Annotated in this window: 29 protein-coding genes; 9 read left to right on the top strand and 20 right to left on the bottom strand. The window is 44.6% G+C overall.

What is annotated here, in order from left to right; genetic code table 11:
* Nucleotides 1-48: 48 nt before the first annotated feature.
* A complete protein-coding gene (locus BM200_RS10065; RefSeq protein ID WP_091184599.1) occupies nucleotides 49-714 on the bottom strand; it encodes a TetR/AcrR family transcriptional regulator in 666 nt (221 codons plus the stop codon).
* 351 nt (nucleotides 715-1,065) lie between these two features.
* Between BM200_RS10065 and BM200_RS10060 the strand changes: the two genes are divergently transcribed.
* Complete coding sequence (locus tag BM200_RS10060) at nucleotides 1,066-1,482, top strand: VOC family protein (protein WP_007729208.1); 417 nt, start codon at nucleotides 1,066-1,068, stop codon at nucleotides 1,480-1,482.
* Between the two features lie 78 nt (nucleotides 1,483-1,560).
* Here BM200_RS10060 and BM200_RS10055 read toward each other — a convergent pair whose 3' ends face one another.
* The 7 genes from BM200_RS10055 to BM200_RS10025 all read right to left on the bottom strand — a co-directional run bounded on the left by BM200_RS10055 (nucleotide 1,561) and on the right by BM200_RS10025 (nucleotide 6,214).
* On the bottom strand, nucleotides 1,561-1,986 hold the full coding sequence (locus tag BM200_RS10055) for an SRPBCC family protein (protein WP_091184596.1): 426 nt from the start codon (nucleotides 1,984-1,986) through the stop codon (nucleotides 1,561-1,563).
* 267 nt (nucleotides 1,987-2,253) lie between these two features.
* Entirely contained in the window at nucleotides 2,254-2,730 is a 477-nt protein-coding gene (locus BM200_RS10050; protein WP_091184595.1) for a UPF0158 family protein, read from the bottom strand.
* A gap of 195 nt (nucleotides 2,731-2,925) precedes the next feature.
* Nucleotides 2,926-3,312, bottom strand: coding sequence for a YkvA family protein (locus tag BM200_RS10045; protein ID WP_091184592.1), 387 nt, complete (start codon nucleotides 3,310-3,312; stop codon nucleotides 2,926-2,928).
* Between the two features lie 119 nt (nucleotides 3,313-3,431).
* Nucleotides 3,432-3,818: an NUDIX domain-containing protein gene (locus tag BM200_RS10040; RefSeq protein ID WP_245772970.1), complete on the bottom strand. Its 387-nt coding sequence runs from the start codon at nucleotides 3,816-3,818 to the stop codon at nucleotides 3,432-3,434.
* A 113-nt stretch (nucleotides 3,819-3,931) separates the two neighbouring features.
* A complete protein-coding gene (locus tag BM200_RS10035; protein WP_091184591.1) occupies nucleotides 3,932-4,354 on the bottom strand; it encodes a VOC family protein in 423 nt (140 codons plus the stop codon).
* Between the two features lie 241 nt (nucleotides 4,355-4,595).
* On the bottom strand, nucleotides 4,596-5,093 hold the full coding sequence (locus BM200_RS10030) for an arsinothricin resistance N-acetyltransferase ArsN1 family A (RefSeq protein ID WP_091184588.1): 498 nt from the start codon (nucleotides 5,091-5,093) through the stop codon (nucleotides 4,596-4,598).
* Entirely contained in the window at nucleotides 5,093-6,214 is a 1,122-nt protein-coding gene (locus BM200_RS10025; RefSeq protein ID WP_091184585.1) for an NAD(P)-binding domain-containing protein, read from the bottom strand. Before BM200_RS10025 ends, BM200_RS10030 begins: the two co-directional genes overlap by 1 nt.
* Nucleotides 6,215-6,314: 100 nt before the next feature.
* Between BM200_RS10025 and BM200_RS10020 the strand changes: the two genes are divergently transcribed.
* The 7 genes from BM200_RS10020 to BM200_RS09990 all read left to right on the top strand — a co-directional run bounded on the left by BM200_RS10020 (nucleotide 6,315) and on the right by BM200_RS09990 (nucleotide 11,421).
* Nucleotides 6,315-6,764 carry a MarR family winged helix-turn-helix transcriptional regulator gene (locus BM200_RS10020; RefSeq protein WP_091184583.1) on the top strand — a complete coding sequence of 150 codons (450 nt, stop codon included), beginning with the start codon at nucleotides 6,315-6,317 and terminating at the stop codon, nucleotides 6,762-6,764.
* Nucleotides 6,765-6,827: 63 nt separating this feature from the next.
* The gene (locus BM200_RS10015; protein WP_091184581.1) at nucleotides 6,828-8,228 is read left to right on the top strand and encodes an NAD(P)-binding domain-containing protein; all 1,401 of its coding nucleotides are present in this window, start codon (nucleotides 6,828-6,830) and stop codon (nucleotides 8,226-8,228) included.
* 185 nt (nucleotides 8,229-8,413) lie between these two features.
* Nucleotides 8,414-8,722 carry an ArsR/SmtB family transcription factor gene (locus tag BM200_RS10010; RefSeq protein WP_091184578.1) on the top strand — a complete coding sequence of 103 codons (309 nt, stop codon included), beginning with the start codon at nucleotides 8,414-8,416 and terminating at the stop codon, nucleotides 8,720-8,722.
* Between the two features lie 13 nt (nucleotides 8,723-8,735).
* A complete protein-coding gene (locus BM200_RS10005; protein WP_091184575.1) occupies nucleotides 8,736-10,028 on the top strand; it encodes an arsenic transporter in 1,293 nt (430 codons plus the stop codon).
* A 34-nt stretch (nucleotides 10,029-10,062) separates the two neighbouring features.
* The gene (arsC, locus tag BM200_RS10000) at nucleotides 10,063-10,488 is read left to right on the top strand and encodes an arsenate reductase (thioredoxin) (RefSeq protein ID WP_091184573.1); all 426 of its coding nucleotides are present in this window, start codon (nucleotides 10,063-10,065) and stop codon (nucleotides 10,486-10,488) included.
* A 12-nt stretch (nucleotides 10,489-10,500) separates the two neighbouring features.
* Nucleotides 10,501-10,965, top strand: a complete 465-nt coding sequence (locus BM200_RS09995; protein WP_425434565.1) for an ArsI/CadI family heavy metal resistance metalloenzyme — start codon at nucleotides 10,501-10,503, stop codon at nucleotides 10,963-10,965.
* Nucleotides 10,966-10,989: 24 nt separating this feature from the next.
* Entirely contained in the window at nucleotides 10,990-11,421 is a 432-nt protein-coding gene (locus BM200_RS09990) for a protein-tyrosine phosphatase family protein (RefSeq protein ID WP_091184568.1), read from the top strand.
* A 485-nt stretch (nucleotides 11,422-11,906) separates the two neighbouring features.
* Here the strand turns inward: BM200_RS09990 and BM200_RS09985 are convergent, their stop codons facing one another.
* The 7 genes from BM200_RS09985 to BM200_RS30205 form a co-directional block, all read right to left on the bottom strand.
* Nucleotides 11,907-12,671: an SDR family NAD(P)-dependent oxidoreductase gene (locus BM200_RS09985; RefSeq protein ID WP_091184566.1), complete on the bottom strand. Its 765-nt coding sequence runs from the start codon at nucleotides 12,669-12,671 to the stop codon at nucleotides 11,907-11,909.
* Between the two features lie 99 nt (nucleotides 12,672-12,770).
* Nucleotides 12,771-13,124 carry a DoxX family protein gene (locus tag BM200_RS09980; protein WP_091184564.1) on the bottom strand — a complete coding sequence of 118 codons (354 nt, stop codon included), beginning with the start codon at nucleotides 13,122-13,124 and terminating at the stop codon, nucleotides 12,771-12,773.
* 47 nt (nucleotides 13,125-13,171) lie between these two features.
* On the bottom strand, nucleotides 13,172-14,236 hold the full coding sequence (locus BM200_RS09975; protein ID WP_091184561.1) for an Atu2307/SP_0267 family LLM class monooxygenase: 1,065 nt from the start codon (nucleotides 14,234-14,236) through the stop codon (nucleotides 13,172-13,174).
* Between the two features lie 2 nt (nucleotides 14,237-14,238).
* A complete protein-coding gene (locus BM200_RS09970; RefSeq protein ID WP_245772969.1) occupies nucleotides 14,239-14,718 on the bottom strand; it encodes a MarR family winged helix-turn-helix transcriptional regulator in 480 nt (159 codons plus the stop codon).
* Nucleotides 14,719-15,082: 364 nt separating this feature from the next.
* Nucleotides 15,083-15,244 carry a hypothetical protein gene (locus BM200_RS29970; protein ID WP_175532819.1) on the bottom strand — a complete coding sequence of 54 codons (162 nt, stop codon included), beginning with the start codon at nucleotides 15,242-15,244 and terminating at the stop codon, nucleotides 15,083-15,085.
* Complete coding sequence (locus BM200_RS09965; RefSeq protein ID WP_139230772.1) at nucleotides 15,238-15,573, bottom strand: tetratricopeptide repeat protein; 336 nt, start codon at nucleotides 15,571-15,573, stop codon at nucleotides 15,238-15,240. Before BM200_RS09965 ends, BM200_RS29970 begins: the two co-directional genes overlap by 7 nt.
* 425 nt (nucleotides 15,574-15,998) lie before the next feature.
* Nucleotides 15,999-16,601: a hypothetical protein gene (locus BM200_RS30205; protein WP_091184554.1), complete on the bottom strand. Its 603-nt coding sequence runs from the start codon at nucleotides 16,599-16,601 to the stop codon at nucleotides 15,999-16,001.
* A gap of 480 nt (nucleotides 16,602-17,081) precedes the next feature.
* On the opposite strand from BM200_RS30205, the gene rpmG reads away from it, so the two are divergent.
* Complete coding sequence (gene rpmG, locus BM200_RS09950) at nucleotides 17,082-17,231, top strand: 50S ribosomal protein L33 (RefSeq protein WP_015844858.1); 150 nt, start codon at nucleotides 17,082-17,084, stop codon at nucleotides 17,229-17,231.
* Nucleotides 17,232-18,064: 833 nt separating this feature from the next.
* On the opposite strand, the gene BM200_RS09945 is transcribed toward rpmG, so the two are convergent.
* The 5 genes from BM200_RS09945 to BM200_RS09925 all read right to left on the bottom strand — a co-directional run bounded on the left by BM200_RS09945 (nucleotide 18,065) and on the right by BM200_RS09925 (nucleotide 23,050).
* Nucleotides 18,065-18,754, bottom strand: coding sequence for a hypothetical protein (locus tag BM200_RS09945; RefSeq protein WP_139230771.1), 690 nt, complete (start codon nucleotides 18,752-18,754; stop codon nucleotides 18,065-18,067).
* 397 nt (nucleotides 18,755-19,151) lie between these two features.
* Entirely contained in the window at nucleotides 19,152-20,285 is a 1,134-nt protein-coding gene (locus BM200_RS09940; protein ID WP_091184550.1) for a bifunctional cystathionine gamma-lyase/homocysteine desulfhydrase, read from the bottom strand.
* Nucleotides 20,286-20,301: 16 nt separating this feature from the next.
* Nucleotides 20,302-21,219, bottom strand: a complete 918-nt coding sequence (locus BM200_RS09935; RefSeq protein WP_091184547.1) for a PLP-dependent cysteine synthase family protein — start codon at nucleotides 21,217-21,219, stop codon at nucleotides 20,302-20,304.
* A gap of 44 nt (nucleotides 21,220-21,263) precedes the next feature.
* Entirely contained in the window at nucleotides 21,264-21,905 is a 642-nt protein-coding gene (locus BM200_RS09930; RefSeq protein WP_091184545.1) for a class I SAM-dependent DNA methyltransferase, read from the bottom strand.
* Nucleotides 21,906-22,066: 161 nt separating this feature from the next.
* Nucleotides 22,067-23,050: a glycerophosphodiester phosphodiesterase family protein gene (locus BM200_RS09925; RefSeq protein WP_091184543.1), complete on the bottom strand. Its 984-nt coding sequence runs from the start codon at nucleotides 23,048-23,050 to the stop codon at nucleotides 22,067-22,069.
* Nucleotides 23,051-23,070: the final 20 nt, after the last annotated feature.

Genomic DNA, 23,070 nt, shown 5'->3' with positions numbered 1-23,070 from the left:
ACCAACCGACGGTATGTATAGGTGAAAAATAAGCTGCCTTTCGACAGTTTACTTCTCTATGCTGACTTCTCTAGCTGACATACGAAACAGTTCCTCGTATCGTTGAAATATTTGCTCATCGAACAGGTCAAGCCCCAGGCCTTTCAGTATTTCATCGAAAAACCTTAACTTGCGCAACATCATCTCGGGCGAAGCTGGAATGACCGCCGGGTTTAGCCATATATTGGTGAGAATCATTAACGCTTCGCTAAGCTCCCTTGGATAATCGGTTCGGATCGATCCGTCTCGCATACCCTGTTCGATGATGGGCTGGATATAGACGGGTACGGCTTTTTCGATGATGTTCTCGATCTGTGCCGCCAGCATCTTCGGATTGCGTAAGAGGTTCGGAGCCACCGATGCCATTTCGTCTTGGGCGGGATTGTCGAGTGAGACGCGGGAAATTTTGCGAAGCTTTTCCAGTCCGTTCAGCCCATTGTCGTCCCGGACACCGGACAGCATCTCGTCAACACCCTTGAACAAATGGTTGGTGACGGCTTCCAAGATCTCCTCTTTCGACTTGAAGTGATGGTAAATCGCCCCTTTTGTCAACCCACCCAGCTCGTTGATGATATCCTGAATGGAGGTCTGCTCGTATCCTTTTTGAATGAACAGGTTAAGAGCTACGGTTAGGATTTGATTGATTGTTTCTTCAGGATATTTATTCCTTGCCATTCGTCTTCTCCTTCCATACATTCGGTTGGTATGTAACAAATATATCCGATTGACCTTATGATGTCAATCCCTCCCAAAAAAATATTTTGTATTGGGGTGCTTTCGCCCTTCGGTACCCTTTAATAGTCATATATTCAGACGAATTCTTTTTTAGAGAGGTTCAATCTTTATCCCTGCACAATAAGAATAAGCAACCTTACGGGAATGGCGTATCCGAACTCAATACCAATTTATTTTTCAAAATTTACGCTTCCGAATCCATGAGACCGATGAATTCCCGGATCGGCTGTCGTCTATATAAACGAAGGCATAAATGAACACAAACTAATTTGACGAAGAGGTGTTTTGAAAATGGCATTAACGTCCGCATTCACGAGCTTCAACCTGCCTGTAAAAAACGTAGAACAATCGAAAGCGTTCTTCACCGGACTCGGATTTGAGCTCAACCCGCAATTCCCCGAGAACGAGAATTCGGTAGCCATCGTGATCGGCGACAACCTGCAGGTCATGCTGATCAATCAAGCATTCTTTAATACGCTCACGGAGAAGGAATCCGTCGATACGAGCAAGTATGCTCAGATGACGATCGCATTGGCCTTCGAGAGCCGGGAAAAGGTCGATGAAATCGTGAATACCGCGGTCTCCTTGGGCGGGAAATTGCACGCTGAACCTGAAGATCATGGGTTCATGTATCATTGGGGCTTCGTGGACTTGGACGGCCATCTGTGGGCCATTAACTACATGAACATGGATGCGGCACAAGGTTAAGGCTAACGGAGAGCACGTCGTACTAGGGTTCAAAAAGAAAGACGCCGGGCATCTTCCCCGGCGTCTTCTTCGCGATGATTAGTTTTGTTCGGTATAGACTTTGAAATTTTCCATGATTGCTTGCCAGCCTGCTTGCTGGAACTCGACGGGATTGGAGCTTTCCGCGTCGAACGTTTCAATGACCTTCGTCTCATCCCCTTGATCGACGAAAGCAATATCCACTCTTCTTCCGTCTTCCATGGTGTAGCCGATCGCCTCATGCCGATTCACGACATCGTAGACGCCGCCAAAATCAAAGCCCATGCTGCCATCCTTCGCTTCCATCCGTGTCAGAAACTTGCCGCCGACCCGCAGATCGTTTTCGGCTCTCGGCGCATGCCACTCCTCGGACGCTTGATTCCAATTCGTGATGTGATCCGGCTCGGTCCAATAGCGCCATACCTTCTCGACAGGGGCTTGAATGACGGCCTGCACGGTTACTTTCGTCGGTTGACTCGTTTCCATTTTAAATAGACACCTCTCTCATGATATTCGTTGTTTGGTTATTCTCAATGATATAGACGTAAGTCAATGACGAAATTCATTGGTCAATTTGCTCAGGCAGCCCAAATCGCGAAAATAATGGCGTATGAATGAAGTTTTGAACGTGCAGGATTTGATTTTCTTTGGTTCGATGACGTGAATGCCCCAAGGCACCATGCCAGATCCATCTTTGCCCGGCATATACTGGGCCAACGCCGGATCCACATCTCGAAGGGCGGCATCGACAGCTTAATACTGAATTTCAATATCGTGAGCCTTACACCATCCAATTACTAATTCCTTTATTTTTCTTTCTTTGTAGTCATACCATTGCTTATCAACACCTTGTTCAATAATGGAATCTTTGAATCTTCGGAATGCTCCTCGCCCTTGAATTTCCTCAAACAGTTTTTCTCGAATTTTTTCATCTTCTAAAGCCCCAATAAAATCTTCCATGAGTTCATATTCATTGAAGTCGTTTCTTAATGTAAAGTCGATATAAATCCCGTTTTCATCTTCAAGAACCTGGATTGCTTTTTCGATGTTCTCTCTTTGCCATTCAGGAAATTTCTCGAGTGGATCTTCATCTTCAGCCGCTCCAATTTCTTCTCTTGTAAGCATAAAAACTTCTCCTGTTGCTGAATTAATATAAGTAAAAGTATCGTCTATTTGCATCTCAATTTCACCAACTAAATCAATTAACTTAACTGTTTTCTTAACCTTCATAATCAATTTCTCCCTTTATAATTACTTTTTAATATACATCTTGTCCAAAAAAACAAAACGGCTAATCTTGGGCGAGAAATAACTCCAGACTGCCGCTCTATTGAACTCTCTCAATTTAAACTCATTTTTGTACAAATGAAAAAGTATCCGCCACAGCTGTAGCCATATCCTTTTAATTCAAACTATCGTTCCCAGTTAGTTGAACCAATAACGGTATGCGGTAAAAGAAATCCAAATAAAAGCTACAATCCACACCAAAATAATTATACTTCCAACAAGCCAATTTTTCGGTTTTCCATTCTTCATTCGTTCCTCGGCTTTTACTGTACACTCCTGAATGACATTACCAGGTATCATTTTCAATGATATCGCTACGCCAAGTGGAACAAGTATTACATCATCCAGATATCCTAATATGGGTATAAAATCTGGTATCAAGTCAATTGGGCTAAATGCGTATGCAACAACAAATATGGCAAATACTTTTGCATACAAAGGAGTTCGATTATCCTTATATGCAAAATAAAGTACAAAAACCTTCCTTTTAAGTTGTTTAGCCCACATCTTTATGTTCTCAATCATGAACGCTAGTTCTCCTGTTTTCTATACTGTTTTCCCCATAATACCACGCTCTAATGCCATTTTACTTCAACAAAAACAGCAGCTGATCCCCTTACCGGCTGCTGCTGTGTTATTCCGAACTAACGTTCCCCTTTAGCGTAATGAGCTACTTTGCAAAAAAAGGGAGCTATGTATTCCAGATCAGCAAAGTAAATTGGATTATATTTTATTGCTCCATCAGGTTTTCTAACCTTCAATAAGCCTTTAAAATCCATATCGTGAACAACCTGCGCTGTTTCCTCAAAAAGCTCCCGTATAGCGCATTCTTTAGCTGTTTCACCATCATTTCTTCCTCCAGCAGGTAATTCCCACTGTTCTCTCCATGTATTAAAACAAATAAGATATTTAGCATCAAATCTAACCACCGCGTATGATCCTGCCAACGGTTCATATTTCATTAGTTCATGTTCATTCAATGAAATACACTCTAAAAACTCGTACCCGATTTTATTAATAACAGCTGCCAATTAAAGAAAATGCTCTTTACTTCCATAAAAATAGCAGCCACTGACTTGCGGCTGCTGCTCGTAGTTGTATGGAACTAACGTTTCCCGTTAGCGCAATCAAAGACGCCACTCCATTACGCCCTCTTCGTGAAAATCTGGAAGGTGACGCCGAATATGTCGGTCACTATCCCGTACGCGGGGCTGAAGTGGATCTCCTGCAGGGGGAGATCCACCTGCCCGCCCTCCTTCAGCGCCTCATAATACTTCCTGGCTTGCTCCTTATCGGCGACGGTTATGCAGATGTTCACCTGATTGCCCTGCGCGAACCGAGCCCCCGGATCGGTATCGGCGACGAACAGATCCGTTCCTCCGATCTTCAGGACGGAATGGGCCAATCGGTCCCTCGCCTGCTCCGGCACCGCTTGTCCGGCTTCTCCGGGCGCTTCGCCGAAGGTCTGCTTGAATACTACCTTCGCGTCCAGCGCTTGCTCGTAAAAGGCGATCGCCTCCCGGGCGCCTCCGTCCAGCATAATAAACGGGGTCAATTGTACTTCCATGGTTATACAGCTCCTTCAACCTTTAGGATTGATCTCTCCCTGATAGTGTAAACTTTAATGGTGACAACTCCTGTCATAATCAATAGTTTTTTTACGAACAGATTGATCTGACTCGGCCGCTACATTAAAACATAACCGGAAGCCCTTTGTAATACCCCACTATCCTGCCCTTTACTTTAACAAAAGCTGCAGCAGATCCACCTGTCTGCTGCAGCTTTATTGATTGAACTATAGTTCGCCGTTAGTTCAATATCTTCTCCATAGCCATGACATCTACAAAATTACCGTCTATAATCCCTTGCTTAATAAAGATGCCCACTTCGCGGTATCCTTGTTTACGATATAATCCTTGACCTAAGCTGTTGAATGGGAAAGTAAAAAGAACAATCTTATAAAAACCATTTTGTAAGGCAGCGTCTTCAAGAGCAGCAAGCAATATACTTCCAATCCCCTGCCCTCGGTGATCTCTTTGAATGTAGATTGACAAATCAGCCACACCATCATAAGCAGAACGGGGAGAATACTTATTTAAGGATGCCCACCCTACAATTGCATCCCCTTTAACAGCAACTAGAACTGAATATCGCTCACTGCGGCCATTGTACCAGCTTTCCATATAGCTGATATCTTTTGGTTCAACTTCAAGAGTGGCAATACGGTCTTCAATTCCTTGATTATATATGGATAACACATCTTTTAGATCCATTAATGTTGCATGTCTGACGAGTATCGCCGGCATTAGCTCTCCTCCTGTTTCGTTATAGAGCGTATAATCGTTTTTGAAGCTTTGCCTAACCCAAGTATAAATCGAAATGTAGGACCATGACTATGTGCAGATAAAGGCCCTGCGAAGAATAGCCCTTTCAGATTGCTTTCAAAGTTCTGATTTAGTTTCGGAAATGCTCCATTCTCTTCTTCTCTAACAATCTGTTTTTTTAGGTGGTCTTCAACAAAGGGTAACTTATCTATATCAATTTTAAAGCCGGATGCAACGATAATATGATCAGCGTATGTTTCATCACCATTAGTGAATTTTAGCTGTACTTTGTTATTTACTACCCTCACCTGATTTATAGTTATGTTTGCAAACACAGGTACCTTCTCTTCAACTAACGGTTTTAAAAAGCGTGCAATAGGTACGGTTACTGAACCGGCTTTCCATAGCAGTCTTTTTAAGGGTCGTGGGAGCTTATAAAAAAAATCACCTATTCTTCTTAAGATCAATTCGCCTATCCGACTTCCGCCGTATACATGCCTCTTTTTCCTATACAGGAGCTTAACCTTTGATTTAGCCTGGTATAATAAAGCTGCAGCCTCCCAAGCACTCTGTCCGCTTCCAACAACGACAACATATTTGTCACGAAACTCATCAAAGCTGGTATAACCTAAAGTATGGGACACATAGGACTCAGGCAATTCGCTGTACAGTGACGGGATAAATTGAAAATCTTTAACCCCTGTTGCTATTACAACGTTTTTAGCCTCCAACTTATCACCCGACTCTGCCGTAATCGTATAAAACGATCCATTGTAGCTTACATTACGAACAAGCTCTGATGTGAACTGGATCCCAGCCCTTTCAACAAACCAAAAGGCATAGCGTACAAATACGGTGCGTGGCAAAGGAGATTCGAGGTCTGTATTTGTTTCTTTCGCAAACAGTTGAATAGTGTATTCCCCTTCAGGATCAGAAAAACTAACCAGGTCATGCGGCGTTCGAATGTACATGTTTTGTGGCATCTGATTCTTCCAGAAATCCATGGGATATCCAAACAGTTTGTAGCTTAGTTTCTTTGCAGCGGCATGTGCTGCTACCGATATCCCGTACGGTCCAGCCCCAATAATAATGAGATCTAACATTTTAGAAACCTCCTGCTTCTGGTAATTTTAAAATTGATTATACACAATTACTTGCAATTTGCAAATATAAATGCTATAACTGATTCAGGAGGTCATGCAAATGGAAAATGTGAGAACTATGTTTCAGATCCTGTCCCGAAATTTTGGTTTGTTAAACGAACAATGCTGCGATTCCTGCTGCGGCCAAGAGGTATCACTTGTACAAAGTCATATTCTTTATGAAATTAATCGTCAGCATAATCCCTCCATGCAGGATATTGCTGGGGCTCTTGGAATGGACATCACCACTTTTAGCAGACAGGTTAAAACCTTGACTGATAAAGGATTAGTAAAGAAAACGCCGCACCCTTCTGACCAACGAATCAATATTTTATCGCTAACACCTGAAGGATTAAGCGTTGAAAATGCGATTAACCTTACTGTAAATACTCAACTGAATGGCGTCCTGTCAACAATGAGTCATTTTGAACGAGAAACAGTTCTACGCTCCATTCAATTGTTTAATGATGCTATGCAAAAATCAGCAGCATGTTGTGTGCCTCCAAAATAATGGAGGTTTACTTTTTATCATATATTTGCAAATTGCAAATAAAATCTAGGGAGGAAGTACAAAATGAATAAACCATTACCAACAGCTATTATCGGTGGCGGGCCAGTAGCATTAGCTGCTGCTGCACAACTTGTAAAAAGGAATATGCCCTTTATTTTATTTGAAAGAGGCACTCATATCGCGTCCTCTGTACTTAGTTGGAAACATGTAAGGATGTTCTCCCCTTGGGAATTTAACATAGATACAGCTGCTAAGGAGCTCCTTATGGAGTCTGGGTGGCACGCTCCAGTAAAAGATCACATGCCTACGGGGCTGGAATTAATTAATGAGTACCTATTACCACTATCTCAGCTAAAACAATTACAACCCTTTATTCATCTTCAATCATCGGTTAAAGCTATCTATCGAAAAGGATTCGATAAAATGAAAACGGCCGGCCGGGATCTTGCCCCCTTTATTATTGAATATGAGCAGCACGGTAAGTTATTGCGTAAAGAAGCTTCTGCTGTCATTGACGCCACCGGCACATGGCTCACACCTAACCCGATGAGCACAAGTGGTCATCCTGCTGAAGGCGAGATCAATAATAAAGATCACATTCAGTATGGTATCCCAGATATTCTGGGTGCAGATAAAGGACGATATGCACGGAAGAACATCGTTGTTGTAGGCAGTGGTCACTCGGCCATTCAATCACTCACATTGTTAAATGAGTTGAAAATGGAGATCCCGGAAACAACAATCCATTGGGTACTAAGAAAGCAAAAGGTTTCGGATGCCTTTGGCGGCGGAGAAAATGATGGGCTGCCGGCTCGCGGAGCACTAGGTACCCGAGCTAACCAATATGTACAACAGGGCAATGTACAGGTTCATACCCCATTTCTTATTGATGAACTCAGAAAAGAATCAGAAACCTTATCACTACATGGCACTAAATTAGATAAGGCATACTCTCTTGATAAAATCGATGAGGTTATTGTAGCAACGGGAGCAAGACCTGATTTCTCGTTCCTTTCTGAATTGCGATATGCAGCTGATACTGCTGTGGAGTCCGTCCCACAACTTGCTGACTTGATTGATCCTAATATTCATAGCTGTGGCACTGTGCGCCCTCATGGTGAAGCGGAACTTCGTCAGCCTGAAAAAGATTTTTATATTGTGGGATCGAAAAGTTACGGTCGAGCTCCGACATTCCTGCTAGCTACAGGCTTTGAACAAGTTCGTAGTGTTGTTGCTGCACTAGCAGGTGATTTTATAGCAGCTCGTGAAGTGCAACTTCATCTCCCGGAGACTGGCGTCTGCTCTGTGTCCAGGTCACAAGAAATAAGTGATAACAACAATAGTTGCTGTACGCCTGCCCCGAAGAAGGTGACTATTCGGCCAATCGAAGTGACCACTATTAGTAGTGGCTGCTGCAGTCCAAAAAATGAATCTACATCATGCAAAACGGATAGAGGATGTTAAAGTGATGAGAAGCTTCTGCTAAATGCAGAAGCTTTTTATTATAGGTCTACTTTGTTATCTGGACATTAACTTTTGTTAACCCCAAGTTAAATAAGTAATTACTGATATAACTATTTACTTATATAATTGATCGCGTATATAATTACCCTGTAATTAGAAAGCTAGTTATGGAAAGGGGGCAAAATATGCAATCGATTGAGGAGATGTCCGATGAGCTTAAGCTTCTCTCCGATAAAACTAGGTTATCCATTATGGCGCTTTTACGGCACCGAGAGATGTGCGTCTGTGATATCGTTGAAATTTTAGAAACAACTCAACCGAATATTAGCCAACATCTTAAAAAACTAAGAATGGGCGGTCTAATTAACGAGGAGCGCCGTAGTCAGTGGATTTACTATTCATTGAACTTAGATGACAAGAATTATTTGAAGCAGTTGATTGATCAACTTCCATCTATGCAAGAGAAAATCAATACAGTTAAAGGCTGTACTTAAACCAGGAGGCATTATGCTGGCTATTGCATCAATCATTTTTTTAGTTACCTTAGTATTCGTCATCTGGCAGCCAAAAGGTCTTAATATCGGTTGGTCTGCATGTGGCGGAGCTGTAATCGCACTCATCTTTGGAGTTGTAAATTTTCATGACGTGTGGGACGTTACCCAAATTGTTTGGAACGCTACTCTTGCGTTCGTCGCGGTCATTCTAATTTCGCTCATTCTTGATGAGATTGGTTTCTTTGAATGGGCAGCGCTTCACATGGCTAGAGCTGCCAAAGGAAACGGTCATTTGATGTTTGTGTATGTCATTTTATTAGGTGCGGCAGTAGCTGCTTTTTTCGCAAACGATGGTGCGGCTCTTATCTTAACGCCAATTGTTCTGGCCATGGTCCGGGCGTTAAAGTTTGATGAACGTATGATTCTTCCTTTTATTATGGCAAGTGGATTTATTTCCGATACGGCTTCCCTACCGCTTGTCGTTAGTAACTTGGTGAATATTGTGTCATCAGACTTTTTCGGCGTAGGATTCGCGGAATATGCTAGTCGTATGATCGTTCCTACTCTCTTCTCTGTTGCTGCGAGCTTACTTGTGCTCTTTTTCTTCTACCGAAAAAGCATACCTAAGCAATATGACCTGGCACAATTGAAGAAACCGGTTGACGCGATCAAAGACAAGCGACTATTTAAGATTTCCTGGATTATCCTTGCCGTTCTTCTAATCGCTTATTTAACAAGTGAGTTCATTAATGTACCGGTATCTATTATCGCTGGTATTGCAGCTATCATCTTCTTGCTACTTGCCCGTCAGAGCCGGGAGATCCATACTTGGAAGCTTGTAAAAGGGGCGCCATGGGCAGTTGTCACATTCTCTATCGGGATGTATGTCGTTGTATATGGACTTAGAAATGTTGGACTGACTGATGAGCTAGGCGATGTATTTAAATGGGTTGGCGATCAAGGCTTATTTGTAGCCACAGTAGGATCTGGTTTCATAGCTGCTATCCTCTCTTCGATCATGAACAATATGCCAACAGTCATGATAAATGCACTTGCTATTCATAATACGAATTCTACAGGCGTGCTTCATGAAGCTTTCGTGTATGCAAATGTGATTGGCTCTGACTTAGGTCCGAAAATTACTCCTATTGGTTCACTCGCTACCTTGCTTTGGCTGCACGTGTTGTCGAGTAAGGGAGTTAAGATCTCTTGGGGAGCTTACTTTAAAACGGGTATTATCCTAACGGTTCCTGTTTTGTTTATTACTTTAAGTGGGCTGTATCTATGGTTAAAAGTTGTAGGCTGATAATCAAAAATTACAATTTAAAGGAGTTTTAAAAATGTCTAACAAACCACTTGTTTATTTTCTATGTACAGGGAATTCATGCCGCAGCCAAATCGCTGATGGTTTTTTGAATGCAATCGGTGGAGATAAGTACGAAGTAAAAAGTGCTGGTCTTGAGGCGCATGGTTTGAATCCTAGAGCCGTTCAAGTGATGAAAGATGCCGGTGTAGATATTAGCGGTAATAGCTCTGATGTTATTGATCCAGAAATATTGAATCGTGCAACTTATGTCATTACTCTTTGTGGTCATGCAGATGAACACTGCCCTGTCATTATGAATCCTAACGTTATCAAATGGCATTGGGGTTTTGATGACCCTGCCAAAGCGACAGGTACAGAAGAAGAAATTATGGAGCAATTCCGCACGGTCAGAGATTCAATTAAGTCTCGAATTGAACAGTTCGTTAGAGATGGTGAATAAATGTCTGCTTCGATTAAAAGAATGCATGTAGCAGTCAATTGCTCTGATCTTGAAAAGTCCCTTGCCTTCTATCGGAGTTTCTTCGGAACAGAGCCGTCGAAAATCAAAGATATCTACGCTAAGTTTGAACTGGATAATCCGGCCTTACATTTCTCCTTAAACGTACGTCCTTTTGAAAAAAATGGCGTGTTAAACCACCTTGGCTTTCAGGTTAATGATACTGAAGAAGTGTTGGCGATGGGAGAAAGACTTCGTGAATCAGGCTTACTGTTAATTGATGAAATGAATACAACCTGCTGTTATGCTGTACAAGATAAGGTATGGGTATATGATCCTGACGGAAACGCATGGGAGATCTTCTACACGAAAGAAGATTCTGAATTTGAATCAGCTGGTGAAGCTCGTGATCTTTCGCTTTGCTGCGCCCCTCCTTCTGCACCAGTTTCGGTATCATTTACGAGCTTCAGAAAAAAATAAAAGATGCAATGGAGTGTTAACATCATGGAAAAGAACTATCACTCTCTTCATGAAGAGAAAATCTTTATGGGTGGAGCTGCAGACGTAGAAGCAATGGAGAAAAACGAAAATATTGATGTCATCGTTGACTTACGCGGTGAGGCAGATGGTCGTGCCTATGCAGAATCTAAGGCACAGCATGTGCCCATCTCGCTTGGTGATAATTCACCAGAAAACCAACATGTTGCGTTCAAGCAAGCTATAGACGAGGTAGTAAATGCTTATCGGAATGGTAAAAAAGTTGCCTTCCATTGCGGTGCTGGAAAAGGACGTACGGGTACAGTGGCAGCCGGTACTCTTCTGAAGTTGGGTATCGCTGAAAATGTAGAGGACGCTATCTCAAAAGCAAAACAAATTCGCCCAATTATTGATGTTAAACCAATTCAAAGAGAAGCGTTGGAAAAGATATTCGGATAACCAAAAGGAAATGTTCCGACGGGACATTTCCTTTTTTATTTGGCGCCTATCAAAGTGAGTGTTGCGCTAAACTGCCCGTTCGTTTAATAACTCGAGCTGCGGTTTTTGGGGATCACGGCATTGTATAGAAGTTCTTGTCCCAATACGGCTTTGTATAGAAGTTCTTGTCTTGAGTTCACGACAAGAACTTCTATACAAAAAATAAAAAAGCCGCAGTTTATGCGGCTTCCGTTGTATATATGTTGTTGTCGTCCGACAGCCAACATTCCCTACAATCTAGTCTATAGTCTATTCATCTTCATGTTTTTAGATCTTCAGTTAATTCTCTTGTCTTGAGTTTATTTTTAGTTCTAATCTTGGGGTTGTTTTTTGTATAATGCTTTTATAATTTTTCCCATTATAAATAAATCAAAGACCAACCTGGTGATCCAAATCCAGGTCGGTCTTTTCATTAATATCTTATGAATTCACTTGGCTTTTGGATATCACCAAGCTGATGCTCCGCCGTCAACCGCATAGTTAACGCCAGTGATATAGGCTGCTCGATCAGACGACAGAAATGCCGCAAGCTCCACGATCTCTTCGGGTTTACCAAAACGCTTAAGCAGCGTCTTGCTTGTGATTGCAGCGCGGGCCGCCTGATTATCACCCAGATCACGGTCACTGGCAGGCGTAAGAACCGGACCGGAACTGATTGCCACCGCACGTATACCATGAGGTGCACCTTCCAGCGCAAGCTGACGGGTCATACCGATGACGCCTGCTTTAGCAGCGCAATGTGCTACCATTGGAGGGGTTTCACCTGCTATCATGCCGGCAACCGAAGCGATGTTAATGATAACGCCGCCCCCGCGGTTAACCAGGTGAGGCCATGCGTATTTGGACATAAAGAATGGAATATCAAGCTCGCCGGAGATGGTTGTCCGCCAGTCCTCAATCGAGAAATCCGGCATTGGACCAAATCTCTGCATAGCCGCATTGTTGTACAGAACGTCAAGACCGCCATAGGCTTTTACGGCCTCTTCCACTACTTGCTTAGCTTGTTCCGGGTCGGTCAGATTGCTTGGCGCAATACCGGTCATCTCTCCGCCGGCGCTCTTTACTAGTTCGACTGTTTCGTTATTGGCTTCAGGATTGATATCGCAGCCGATCACTTTCGCGCCTTCTCTAGCGAAGGTAAGAGCGGCGACCCGCCCCATACCTCCGCCTGTACCTGTAATCAATACAATCTTCTTATCTAGAATACCCATGAATAATTCCTCCTTATCCATCAAATTACCAAGTATAATATCGCAGTAATCAATGCTTTTTATTCATCAATCTGTATCTATTTTGGTCAAAATGAGATTTCAAATCAGCGCATCATAATTGATGAGAAAAACAACGAGTCCCATAATAAACAACATGATTGGCATACTCATCTGTTTGACATTGTCATTGATTTTAATGTGGGTCATTATCGCCCCAATCATCGTAATAAGAATGATTACGCTTCCCCAAGCAGCTAATGATTCGTTCCAGATCCCCGCAATGACCAAAATGGAGGACACAACTTCTACGATACCGGTAAACACTCTGAACCAACTCGAGTAACCGTAATGGTTAAATCCCTCTACCATTTGTTTAGAACCAAACTTCATAAAACCAAACATTAAAAATCCTAATCCCAAAATAACTTGAAGTACAACAGATAAAATATGCATTGCATTTCTCTCCCTTTTTTTCTATCTTAATTTATTAATTGAACAATTTACGCTCTTGCTCCTGTCCCTTCAGTCTCCAACTTAGCCACTTCTTCCCGAACGCGAGGAGCCACTTCTGTTCCCAGTAATTCGATTGCCTTCATAACTTCCTCATGCGGCATGGTTCCAACCGGTAAATGCATGAAAAACCGGCTGAAGCCTAGATGTTTGCGCATAAATAGAATCTTGTTAGCCACTGTTTCCGGATCACCAAGGTATAAGGCCCCCTCTAAGGAACGGGAAGCATCGAATTGTGCACGTGTATATGGCGCCCAACCGCGCTCTTTGGCGAAATAATTAAAGGAAGCCTGAGTAGGCGGAAAATATTGATCAACCGCAAGCGAGTTGCTCTCTGCGACATACCCGAGTGAATGTACGGCTATCTGTAGCTTCGACACATCGTGTCCGGCTCGTTCGGCTGCTTTCTTATAAAGCGGCACTAGGGGAGCAAAGTTTAACGGACTCCCTCCGATAATGGCTAATACAAGCGGCAGCCCCAGCTGCCCTGCCCTTATTACAGATCCGGCATTACCGCCACTGCCAAGCCATACAGGCAGTTTACTCTGAACAGGTCGCGGGTAAATTCCCAGATCCTTAAAGGCCGGTCGGAATCCGCCTTTCCAAGTTACCTTTTCCGATTCCCTCAATTTCAATAAAAGCTCTAACTTTTCCTCGAATAACGCATCGTAATCATTTAAGTTATAGCCAAACAAAGGGAAAGCATCAACCATTGACCCACGGCCTGCTATTATTTCGGCTCTCCCATTCGAAATACCGTCAAGCGTTGCAAATTGCTGGAATAAACGGACCGGATCTGCCGCAGAAAGTACGGTAACCGAGCTCGTTAAGCGAATGTTCTTGGTCATTGGAGCTGCAGCCGCCAGAATAACGGCGGTTGCAGAATCTCCAAATTCCTTCCGATGATGCTCGCCAACCCCAAAAACATCTAGCCCAACCTTATCAGCAAGAACGATTTCCTCAACTACCTGACGCAGACGTTCCGCATGACTGATGGTTTCACCTGTTACAACATCAGGTGTTGTCTCCACAAAGGTATCTACCCCTATTTCCATGTTTAGCCCTCCTGTTTCTGATTGTCTGTGTTGTCACGGTTTTTGATGCCGTAACCGATCTTCTTCATTACATCGATTAACTCGAGCTTCTCCTCGTCGGTCGCGAAAGACAACTGCTCGGAAATAAATTGAGCATGCTTTGGAAAAATACTGTCAAAGCTGCTTCGACCAGCAGCCGTTAAGGAGACATTCGTTTTTCTACGGTCTCCTGGAATAGGAATCCGTTCCACCAACCCCTTTTTTTCAAGCTTGTCCACCACATAGGTGATACTCCCGCTAGGAATAGCAAAGGTATCGCTGATCTTCTGGATTGGGTGAGGACCCCTGTTATAGAGAAGCTCTAGAATGCGAAAATTCTCAGTACTAAGCCCGTAGCTTTCGATATCATGCTCCAAGCTCGCGTACAACTCTTTTACCATATTTCTCAATACGCGAATTAGCTTTAGATCAAGTTCCATTCCTTCTGCATCGCGTTCGGACAATCTGCATCCTCCTATCTAGGTGTTATTTCGGCTAATTAATTATCCTAATATTATTTATTCTAACTTTAGGATAATTAATTGTCAATCATATCTGTCTTACCAATTCATTCAGACTTTAGCAGAAAAACCGGATCATTCTCCTTTAGAGAATCGATCCGGTTTTTGCATGGGTTCCGTATTAGGCTTATGTCCGCCGTCTGCGCCAGCCAAAAATCTTCACATGAACGATTGCTTTGGTCGACCAGTGGGCGACGAGATGAAGGATAATAAAGATAAGGACAAGTGGCTTGAACAATAACCAGCATACTGCCCACAGCACGAAAACTTGCCAAGGCTTCATTTTACGAAATAATTTATTAGGCCACTAACAAATCCGGTAGAGTACATATTGATTCTGAAGCGACTCCAGGTACTCATCCTGGTACTGCTTCTCGTCCGGATTTAACCGCACCGCGCTTCGCATATAAGTCTCATGCAGCTTATAATCCCCTCGTCTGGCGGCAGACCAGGCTAAGTACATCAGCACAATCGGTTCTTCCGCGCCATAACGGAGAGCTCCCCGCTCGACTTCTCTGGATACGACATCGTTCCCGAGCAATGCTTCCTTGTAATTTGCGGATTCTCGGGTTCCAGCTCCAGAGCAACCTCGATTTGTTCCTTCGCTTCCTTGAACTTGCCCTTCTTGTTCAGCTGATTAGCCCGCAAGTAATAATAATGAGCCTCGTAAGGATCAATTCGCAGCGCTTCATGGACTGCCTCGTGAAAAGCCGCCTCGTTGCCGGTCTCATAAAACAACGAAACGCGGACATACCAGCCTAGATGATGCTCAGGGTCCCGTTTTAACGCCTCGTCCACCCAATGGCGGCCTGTGTTCGTTTGTAAATGCCCAGTATTCACGGAAAGAATGGTACGAGCTTTTTCAAAAAGTAAGCTTTCATTTACCTTTAGAGGAAGAAAAACAAGCGGAAACATTCTCAGAAGCATATTTCCAACAGCTCTACAGTGCCGAATTAAACAAATGGGTTCATCTCCAAGAAGAAGTGACTTCCATTATGCAAGCGAACGGAAAGAATGAGCCTTGTTAAATATTTCATTTATTAATGTTATCCTCTCTACCCCTATATTTCATTTATATCCCACGTATGTCGGTACTCACTTGACACCATATATTGTTAGTGCCTGCCCTTTTCTTCAATGAAAACGATAGCCGATCATCTGAGCATCTGCCGAAGTGTTCATTCAGCTATAGTCCTCCCGATAGATTAATGGCTTTACCTCATCTAATGTCCTGCCCCGCCTATGCGATTTCCATTTTCATCGTAGTACGTTACTGTTATCGGTTCTGGCATTAATTCATTTTTAAGTGGGTTATATCCACCGTCTCCGTACCACTCATGAATCCTGTATTTTTCACTTCGAACAAACCAGTTTTTATAGTCGTAGTAATACACATCTACATCCAAAAACGAACTTACTTCGGCAAGCATTTTTGTGCCATCCCGCTCAACCATCTGCTCCTCGATACTGGCAGTATAAAATATTGAAACGAAACACCCCCAAAAACATCCAAAGCCAACAGCTGCCAACAGTGCTATCGTCCCGACCGTACGAATCAACACTGCGAACCTTTTCTTGTACATTTGTAGACAAGCTATAAGTCCACAAGAAACTGCGGCAACCAAAAGTAGCAACAGGAAAAAGCCTACCGATATGACCCAATGACGATAAGTAAGTCGGAACGCAGCCAGTATTAATGATGAAGCTATTGCGAAGAAAACAACGGCGGCTATTAACAGTAAGGTTATAAGTGTGAATTTAACCCTCCCATTTTGCTTTTTAAACCAGTCGATTGGAACAATAAGTGTTGCTATTGCCTTTACCACCTTTCATACGACATTGCCTTTGGAGGTCTACGAGCGGGTATCGGTCCATCCAAACAGTATTATTAACCCTCGCAAAAAAGCAGAATATGAACTCTGGAGCGATACTTATGTATATTGATAATTTCGCACGGTGTGTGGAATTGCTTTATTTTTTTCTGTAAGTTCTTGGACAAAACGCTACAAATCCCTAAATATACTTCCAGTATTTAGACGTATATCCGTGGAGTTTGTTGCGTTATCCTGCCCGTTTAATAATTCGTGTTTCCCGGGGATCACGGGATTGTATAGATGTTCTTGTCGTTCGCCGCGACGATACAACTCTCTTCTACGTTCCCCGCGCAGCTGGGCATAAATTTGAGTAGTTGATGCTTTTTCATGTCCTAAATAAAATAAGATGAATTCCGGAATATTCTTTATTTCGTGCTGATCACGTGGTTGAGCTCATACATAATATGGTAATAAAGGAAGGTGATAATCATCATGCGAGTGATCATTACTTTAGCATGTACGGAATGCGGTGCCCGTAATTACACGACAATGAAAAACAAGAAAAATAATCCGAGCCGCCTGGAGCTTAGCAAGTATTGTCCTTCTCATAAAAAGATGACGCTTCATCGAGAGACAAGATAAGTGAGAAATGGAGCATACAAAGTGCAGTCTGCTCCTTATTAACTCAACTAAATTCCCCCGATAGTAGCTTAACCAGAATTTGCGTCCTCTGATCAGTTGCATCGCCGCTGCCGGTCTGACCGCGTCTACCGCCCAAGCTGACACTTGCGATTCATCATCGAACGCTGACGCCGTTACGGTTTGCGCTACGCCATACAGCTTGCCATATGCTCGCATCAGCATGAAGATCATCTCTTCACGAGCCGCTCGGGTAGAACTTGGTTGTGCTCTTGTCGTTTATGTATAGAAGTTCTTGTCCTTATACGGCAATATATAGAAGTTCTTGTTTTGTGATCACGACAAGAACTTCTATACAATAAATAAAAAAGCCGCACTTTATGCGACTTTCGTTGTATAGATGTTCTTGTCGTCCGACATATTTATTGTCGGACGACTTCTATACATACATGAATGCTTCTCCTCGCTCTTCGTACCGGTTAAAAATCAGCGTTACCGGTTTAATCGGAAACGCTGATTTTTGTTTTATATTTTAAATTGAGCTACGCTACATACTGGTCTACGTATTTTTTTTATTGTTTGTTTTCACTGGTAGGATTTGAATATACATCCATAGCAATGGATCATAGATTCTCATTGTGTTAATAATCAGGCTATAATAATCCAATTCAAAGTCGATCCATCTGGTCAAATCCTTTGTATCACGTATAACTAACACATTCATAAGGCGCAGCAAATGATGACTGTCAGGTGTCGTATGGCTATTTGTTGGTTTACTTCAATAAATCAAAAGAGGAACTGCCACACCTTGACAGTTCCTCCACTAGTGTTTCTCGTTAATCTCGGCTATCCAAAATTTCTCTCACTTGATCACACGGCTTATGCTCATAGTCGTAAGAATCACAATACGGCGGATCAGTTGGATCACTACGAATCATAAAATCGAGTGTATTCTGATAATTTGGATCCTTTAAATTCTCATAATTTATAATTACCCTCAGATCATACTTGGCAGGAGGTAATGCGCCTATCACCTTTTCTAAGTCCTCAGATGATAGCGTCGCTTTTTCCTTTTTTAACTCAATCCAAATCTGATCACCCCAGTCATCTAGAGTATAAGACATGCTTTTGTCGTAATCGAATTCGAGTGGTTCAATTTTCCCGACAAGGGTCGGTTTCAGTTCACCCAAGTACCTTTCCACATATGGTTTAGCACGATATCCATGGTAAGCCTCCAAGACATCGGGCAAAGCTTGCATAATTGGTAAAGATAGAAAAGCTGAAATGATGATGATTAACAACACTGTGCCTATATATTTGTACGACTTGTAAATGAGTCGTCCGAGAAATAAATAGACTGTCCCCCCTACAACTGCCAAGAAAGCTACCCCGATAGCAGCCGGTTCATTATCAGTGCTCATAAATCCGTCGCCAGTATTAAAGATAATGAACACGAATGCTATAAAGCAACCGAAGCCAACTGCTGCAGCAGAAATGAGGTAGAATATTTTTAAAGAGGTTTTCACATCTGGTCCCCCGATAAGGTCATTTTCGTTATTACTAAGCAAAATTGTCTTGACTCTATAGACTGATCCAATTTAACTCTAGCTATATAAATCCCAGGGATTCTAGCCTATATCCATTCTGGTTATTTTTCGTAGAGAGGGTAGGCATTCCAATAAATAGGCATTTTGGTTAATTTACACATTCTAGAAACTCCTTCTTTTTCCTTTTTTACTACGTTTCTTCTGCGCTAAACTGCCCGTTAGCTTAATGCCATCATGGTCTAACACTTTATTTAATACTTTTTTTTCACTTGAAACTGTAAGAAGCCTTTTTGCGCTTACAGATTCTTACAGCGCAGAAATAGGGCTGCTCCGCAAGCCGGCATCGGCCCGGAACAGCCCTTTTCCTTCTTCCCTACTATCCCAGGCTCTGCGCCAGATCCGCGATCAGATCTTCCCGGTCTTCGATCCCCACTGAGATCCGGATCAGGCCGTCTGTAATGCCAAGCAGCTCTCTCCGTTCCTTTGGAATCGACGCATGCGTCATGCGGGCGGGGACGGAGATAAGGCTTTCCACGGCACCCAGGCTCTCGGCAAGCGTGAAATACCGCACCTTCCGCAGCACCTCCGCCACACGCTCCTCGCCTCCCGCATCAAAGGAGATCATCCCACCGAACCCAAGCGCCTGCCGCTTCGCCAGCTCATGCTGCGGATGCTCCGGCAGGCCGGGATAATAGACTTTGCGGACAGCAGGATGCTCCGCGAGAAAAGCCGCGATCGCGCGGGCATTCGCCTCATGCGCTTCCATGCGCAGCCCTAATGTCTTCATCCCGCGCATCAGCAGCCACGAATCATGCGGCCCAAGCACTCCGCCAACCGCATTCTGAATGTAATGCAGCTCCTCGCCCAGCTTCTCATCTGCCGTAACGACCAGCCCTGCAACAACATCGCTGTGTCCGCCCAAATATTTGGTTGCCGAATGGACAACTACATCTGCGCCGAGCTCAAGCGGTGTCTGCCAATACGGCGTGCCAAACGTGTTATCCACGATAAACAGCAGGCCGTGCGTCTTCGTCCAAGCAGACACGGCAGCGATATCCGTCAACTTCAGCAGCGGATTGGTAGGTGTCTCTACCAGCAGAGCTTTGGTATTCGGACGCAACGCCTCGCTCAATGCATCCAAATCCGCCGTGTCCACAAAGGTGGCTTCGATGCCAAGCCGCGCCAGCACCCGGGTGACGATTCGGAACGTTCCGCCGTAGACATCGTCGGTTACAAGCAGATGGTCACCGCTGTCCAGTCGGGAGAGCACGGTATGAATAGCCGCCATGCCGGAGCTGAAGGCGAGTCCGCGCGCTCCTCCCTCCAGCTCCCTGATCAGCTCCTCCAGCGCATGCCTTGTCGGATTGCCCGTGCGGGAATATTCATAGCCACGATGAACGCCAATATCATCCTGCTTGTACGTGCTCGTCTGGTAGATCGGTACGCTGACCGCACCGGTATGCGGGTCAACCGGCGTACCGCCGTGAATCAGCTTCGTTAATCGCTTCAACTTAAAGCCGCCTCCTCTACTCCCCGTAGATCTGCTTGCTGAGATACCTTTCGCTCCCGTCCGGGAATATGGTAACAATCCGGCTGCCGTAAGGCGCCAGCTCCGCTTCCCTTAGCGATGCCTCAAGCGCAGCACCCGAAGAGCTGCCGACCAGCAGTCCTTCCAGCTCTGCCAGCTCCTTCACACGGGCAAAAGCAATATCGTCCTTAATCGTATGAATCGCATCGAAATAAGTCGGGTCCATAAACGGAGCCAGCTTCTCGACGCCAATGCCTTCCGTCCGGTGCGGACCTGACTTGCCGCCTGCCAATGTCGAGCCCTCCGGCTCAACGATAACCGTCTTCACAGAAGGGCTCTGTTCCTTCAAATAACGTGCCGTCCCCATAAACGTACCACCCGTTCCCGCACCCGCCACAAAGATATCAATTTCCCCGTCCAGCTCCTGCCACAGCTCCGGACCAAGCGTTGAATAATAGGCAGACGGGTTCGCCGGATTCGAGAATTGCGCAGGTGTATACGCCCCGGGAATAGTCTTTACAAGCTCTTCGGCCTTGCTGATTGCTCCCAGCATTCCGTCCTCAGCTCTTGTATTGACGACTTCCGCGCCAAGCGCGCGCATCAGCGTCTGCTTCTCCATGCTGAATTTCTCGGGTACGACAAATATGACTTTATATCCTGACCCAACAGCGGCAAGCGCCAGACCAATTCCGGTATTTCCCGCTGTTGGCTCTATGATTGTTCCTCCGGGCTTTAGCACTCCCCGCTCCGCCGCATCACTAAGCAGCGCAAGCCCCAGACGATCCTTCACGCTTCCCCCCGGATTCATCATCTCCAGCTTGGCGAATAACCGGACTCCTGCTGGCAATGAAAACTGAGTCAGTTCAACGATTGGCGTATTCCCGATCAGCTCACGGACATTGCGATATATAGCCATGTAAGCATCTCTCCTCTGCTGTCCCCTCTGGATGTGCAGTTGATCTAGCCCAGCTTGACCGCTTCGAGCAGCCAGACATAACGGTTGAGGCGGGTAAAGCTGACCGTAAATCCTTGCTCCATAAACAGCTTATTCAAGATCTCAAGTGACGTATAATACTCCGTGCGCAAATCCTGATACAAATTCAAAAATCCGGCATCCAGCGCGGATTGTTCAATCTCCTGCCGCTCCTCCGCGCTTGCGAATGAAGTATCTGCAAACACTACGCGCCCACCAGGCGCCAGCAAACTGCTGTAGAGGGCAATCGCACGTTCTTTTTCCGCATCGGTCAAATGGTGAAAAGCATACGTGCTCACAATCGCATCAATCCGAACGGGCAGCTGCGGAAACTCCAGAAAATCGCCGTCCAGAAGCTTAATCGGGAGTCCCCGCTTCAGCACCTCACGGCGCATCCCTTCCGAAGGCTCTATCCCGAACACTTTTTCGCTCACCTTAAGCAATTTCTCCGTCAAATTGCCCGTGCCTACCCCAAACTCTACCACTGTCCCGCTGACCCTCTCCGCTACTGCTTCGAGGATGCGGTCATATCCCGCAAATACTTCACGATATTCCACATCTTCCCCGGCAACCGTACGATCATAAGATTCCGACCATTCGTCAAACAGCGCCGTAAACTCTCTGCCCATCTGTACGTATGCTCCTCTCTTGCTGCCACAATGTGTTGCTATGATCAGCATATGTTGGCGGGCTATGTTTGTTCTCCTTCTCCAACCCGTTTGATCGGATTTGTAAAAAAAGAAACAGCTCTGCTCAACTTGAGAACAGAGCTGTATATCCTGGCCGGGTACTACCGGTTATACGCCGGAGCAATCCGGTCAATCCGATTGGTCCAGATCACTCCTGAATATCCCTCGGGCAGGCGTTTCAAATCTTCCAAGGCATCAAAGCCGCTGGAGAAATCACTGCCATTCCCGCCAACGATAACAACCCGGGTATCTGCATGCTCCATGCGATCCAGGAACTTGTTTGGCCATCCCCATAAGAACGGAGCAATCTTCTCGGGAATATGTAATTCCGTGTTTTTACATGCTGCGGGCATATACCCCGTCCATCCAACGGCCAGATAAGGAATTAAGCATTTCTTCATGGTGGCTTTGGACATCACCCGCATATCGGGGAGCTCTTCCTTCAAGGCTGCAATAGGTTCATCTCCTCCATAGACGGCCAGCTTGCTTCTGCGATCCTCCGGAAGTTCGGACAAATAGCGAGCCAGGAGCTTGCCTTCCTCCGGATCATTGCTTTTTACATCGATAAGCAGGAATTGATCCGGAAAATGAGCTAATACCTCTGTTAACGAAGGCATTAGATTAACTCCTTTCCCTCGGAAAGGATAGGTTTTGCCTCCGTCAGCGGTGTACCCGTAGCCAATATCGAATTGCTTCAATTCATCCATCGTATAATCCCGGGTGACGCCTTTGGCGTTTGTGCGGCAGTCCAATGTCCAGTCGTGGAAAACGGCAAATTGATCGTCCTTCGTTATATGTACGTCAAACTCGACGATATCTGCTCCGGCATCCAATGCAGCCTCCATAGACGGAATCGTATTTTCTAAATAAGAGTACTCCGGTTCGTAGATCCGCTCCGCTGTGCAGGTATCATTCTGAATGTCCTCCATCGTGAAGGTTTGCGCCAGTCCGCGATGGGCAAGCAATACCGGGGCTTCGCCTGACGGTTTAATAAATAAGGAAGTATTATTTAAAAAGACCAATACAACGAGCAAAGCCATAACGATAAATGGTTTGCTTTTAATAATCTTCTTGAATCTATTCATGGGCTGCTCCTTCCAAACCG

The sequence above is a fragment of the Paenibacillus catalpae genome (assembly GCF_900112695.1).
Lineage (GTDB): Bacteria > Bacillota > Bacilli > Paenibacillales > Paenibacillaceae > Pristimantibacillus > Pristimantibacillus catalpae.
This window is presented reverse-complemented; position numbering and strand designations above follow the sequence as displayed.

Excerpts from the sequence above, each read along its gene's own strand:
- BM200_RS10015 (WP_091184581.1), top strand. The coding sequence starts at position 6,828 with ATGAATAAACCATTACCAACAGCTATTATCGGTGGCGGGCCAGTAGCA.
- BM200_RS09990 (WP_091184568.1), top strand. The coding sequence starts at position 10,990 with ATGGAAAAGAACTATCACTCTCTTCATGAAGAGAAAATCTTTATGGGT.
- arsC (WP_091184573.1), top strand. The coding sequence starts at position 10,063 with ATGTCTAACAAACCACTTGTTTATTTTCTATGTACAGGGAATTCATGC.
- BM200_RS10010 (WP_091184578.1), top strand. The coding sequence starts at position 8,414 with ATGCAATCGATTGAGGAGATGTCCGATGAGCTTAAGCTTCTCTCCGAT.
- BM200_RS09975 (WP_091184561.1), bottom strand. The coding sequence starts at position 14,236 with ATGGAAATAGGGGTAGATACCTTTGTGGAGACAACACCTGATGTTGTA.
- BM200_RS10050 (WP_091184595.1), bottom strand. The coding sequence starts at position 2,730 with ATGAAGGTTAAGAAAACAGTTAAGTTAATTGATTTAGTTGGTGAAATT.
- BM200_RS10065 (WP_091184599.1), bottom strand. The coding sequence starts at position 714 with ATGGCAAGGAATAAATATCCTGAAGAAACAATCAATCAAATCCTAACC.
- BM200_RS10005 (WP_091184575.1), top strand. The coding sequence starts at position 8,736 with ATGCTGGCTATTGCATCAATCATTTTTTTAGTTACCTTAGTATTCGTC.
- BM200_RS10020 (WP_091184583.1), top strand. The coding sequence starts at position 6,315 with ATGGAAAATGTGAGAACTATGTTTCAGATCCTGTCCCGAAATTTTGGT.
- BM200_RS10035 (WP_091184591.1), bottom strand. The coding sequence starts at position 4,354 with ATGGAAGTACAATTGACCCCGTTTATTATGCTGGACGGAGGCGCCCGG.
- BM200_RS09925 (WP_091184543.1), bottom strand. The coding sequence starts at position 23,050 with ATGAATAGATTCAAGAAGATTATTAAAAGCAAACCATTTATCGTTATG.
- BM200_RS09985 (WP_091184566.1), bottom strand. The coding sequence starts at position 12,671 with ATGGGTATTCTAGATAAGAAGATTGTATTGATTACAGGTACAGGCGGA.
- BM200_RS10030 (WP_091184588.1), bottom strand. The coding sequence starts at position 5,093 with ATGCCGGCGATACTCGTCAGACATGCAACATTAATGGATCTAAAAGAT.
- BM200_RS09930 (WP_091184545.1), bottom strand. The coding sequence starts at position 21,905 with ATGGGCAGAGAGTTTACGGCGCTGTTTGACGAATGGTCGGAATCTTAT.
- BM200_RS09935 (WP_091184547.1), bottom strand. The coding sequence starts at position 21,219 with ATGGCTATATATCGCAATGTCCGTGAGCTGATCGGGAATACGCCAATC.
- rpmG (WP_015844858.1), top strand. The coding sequence starts at position 17,082 with ATGCGAGTGATCATTACTTTAGCATGTACGGAATGCGGTGCCCGTAAT.
- BM200_RS09980 (WP_091184564.1), bottom strand. The coding sequence starts at position 13,124 with ATGCATATTTTATCTGTTGTACTTCAAGTTATTTTGGGATTAGGATTT.
- BM200_RS10025 (WP_091184585.1), bottom strand. The coding sequence starts at position 6,214 with ATGTTAGATCTCATTATTATTGGGGCTGGACCGTACGGGATATCGGTA.
- BM200_RS10055 (WP_091184596.1), bottom strand. The coding sequence starts at position 1,986 with ATGGAAACGAGTCAACCGACGAAAGTAACCGTGCAGGCCGTCATTCAA.
- BM200_RS10045 (WP_091184592.1), bottom strand. The coding sequence starts at position 3,312 with ATGATTGAGAACATAAAGATGTGGGCTAAACAACTTAAAAGGAAGGTT.
- BM200_RS10060 (WP_007729208.1), top strand. The coding sequence starts at position 1,066 with ATGGCATTAACGTCCGCATTCACGAGCTTCAACCTGCCTGTAAAAAAC.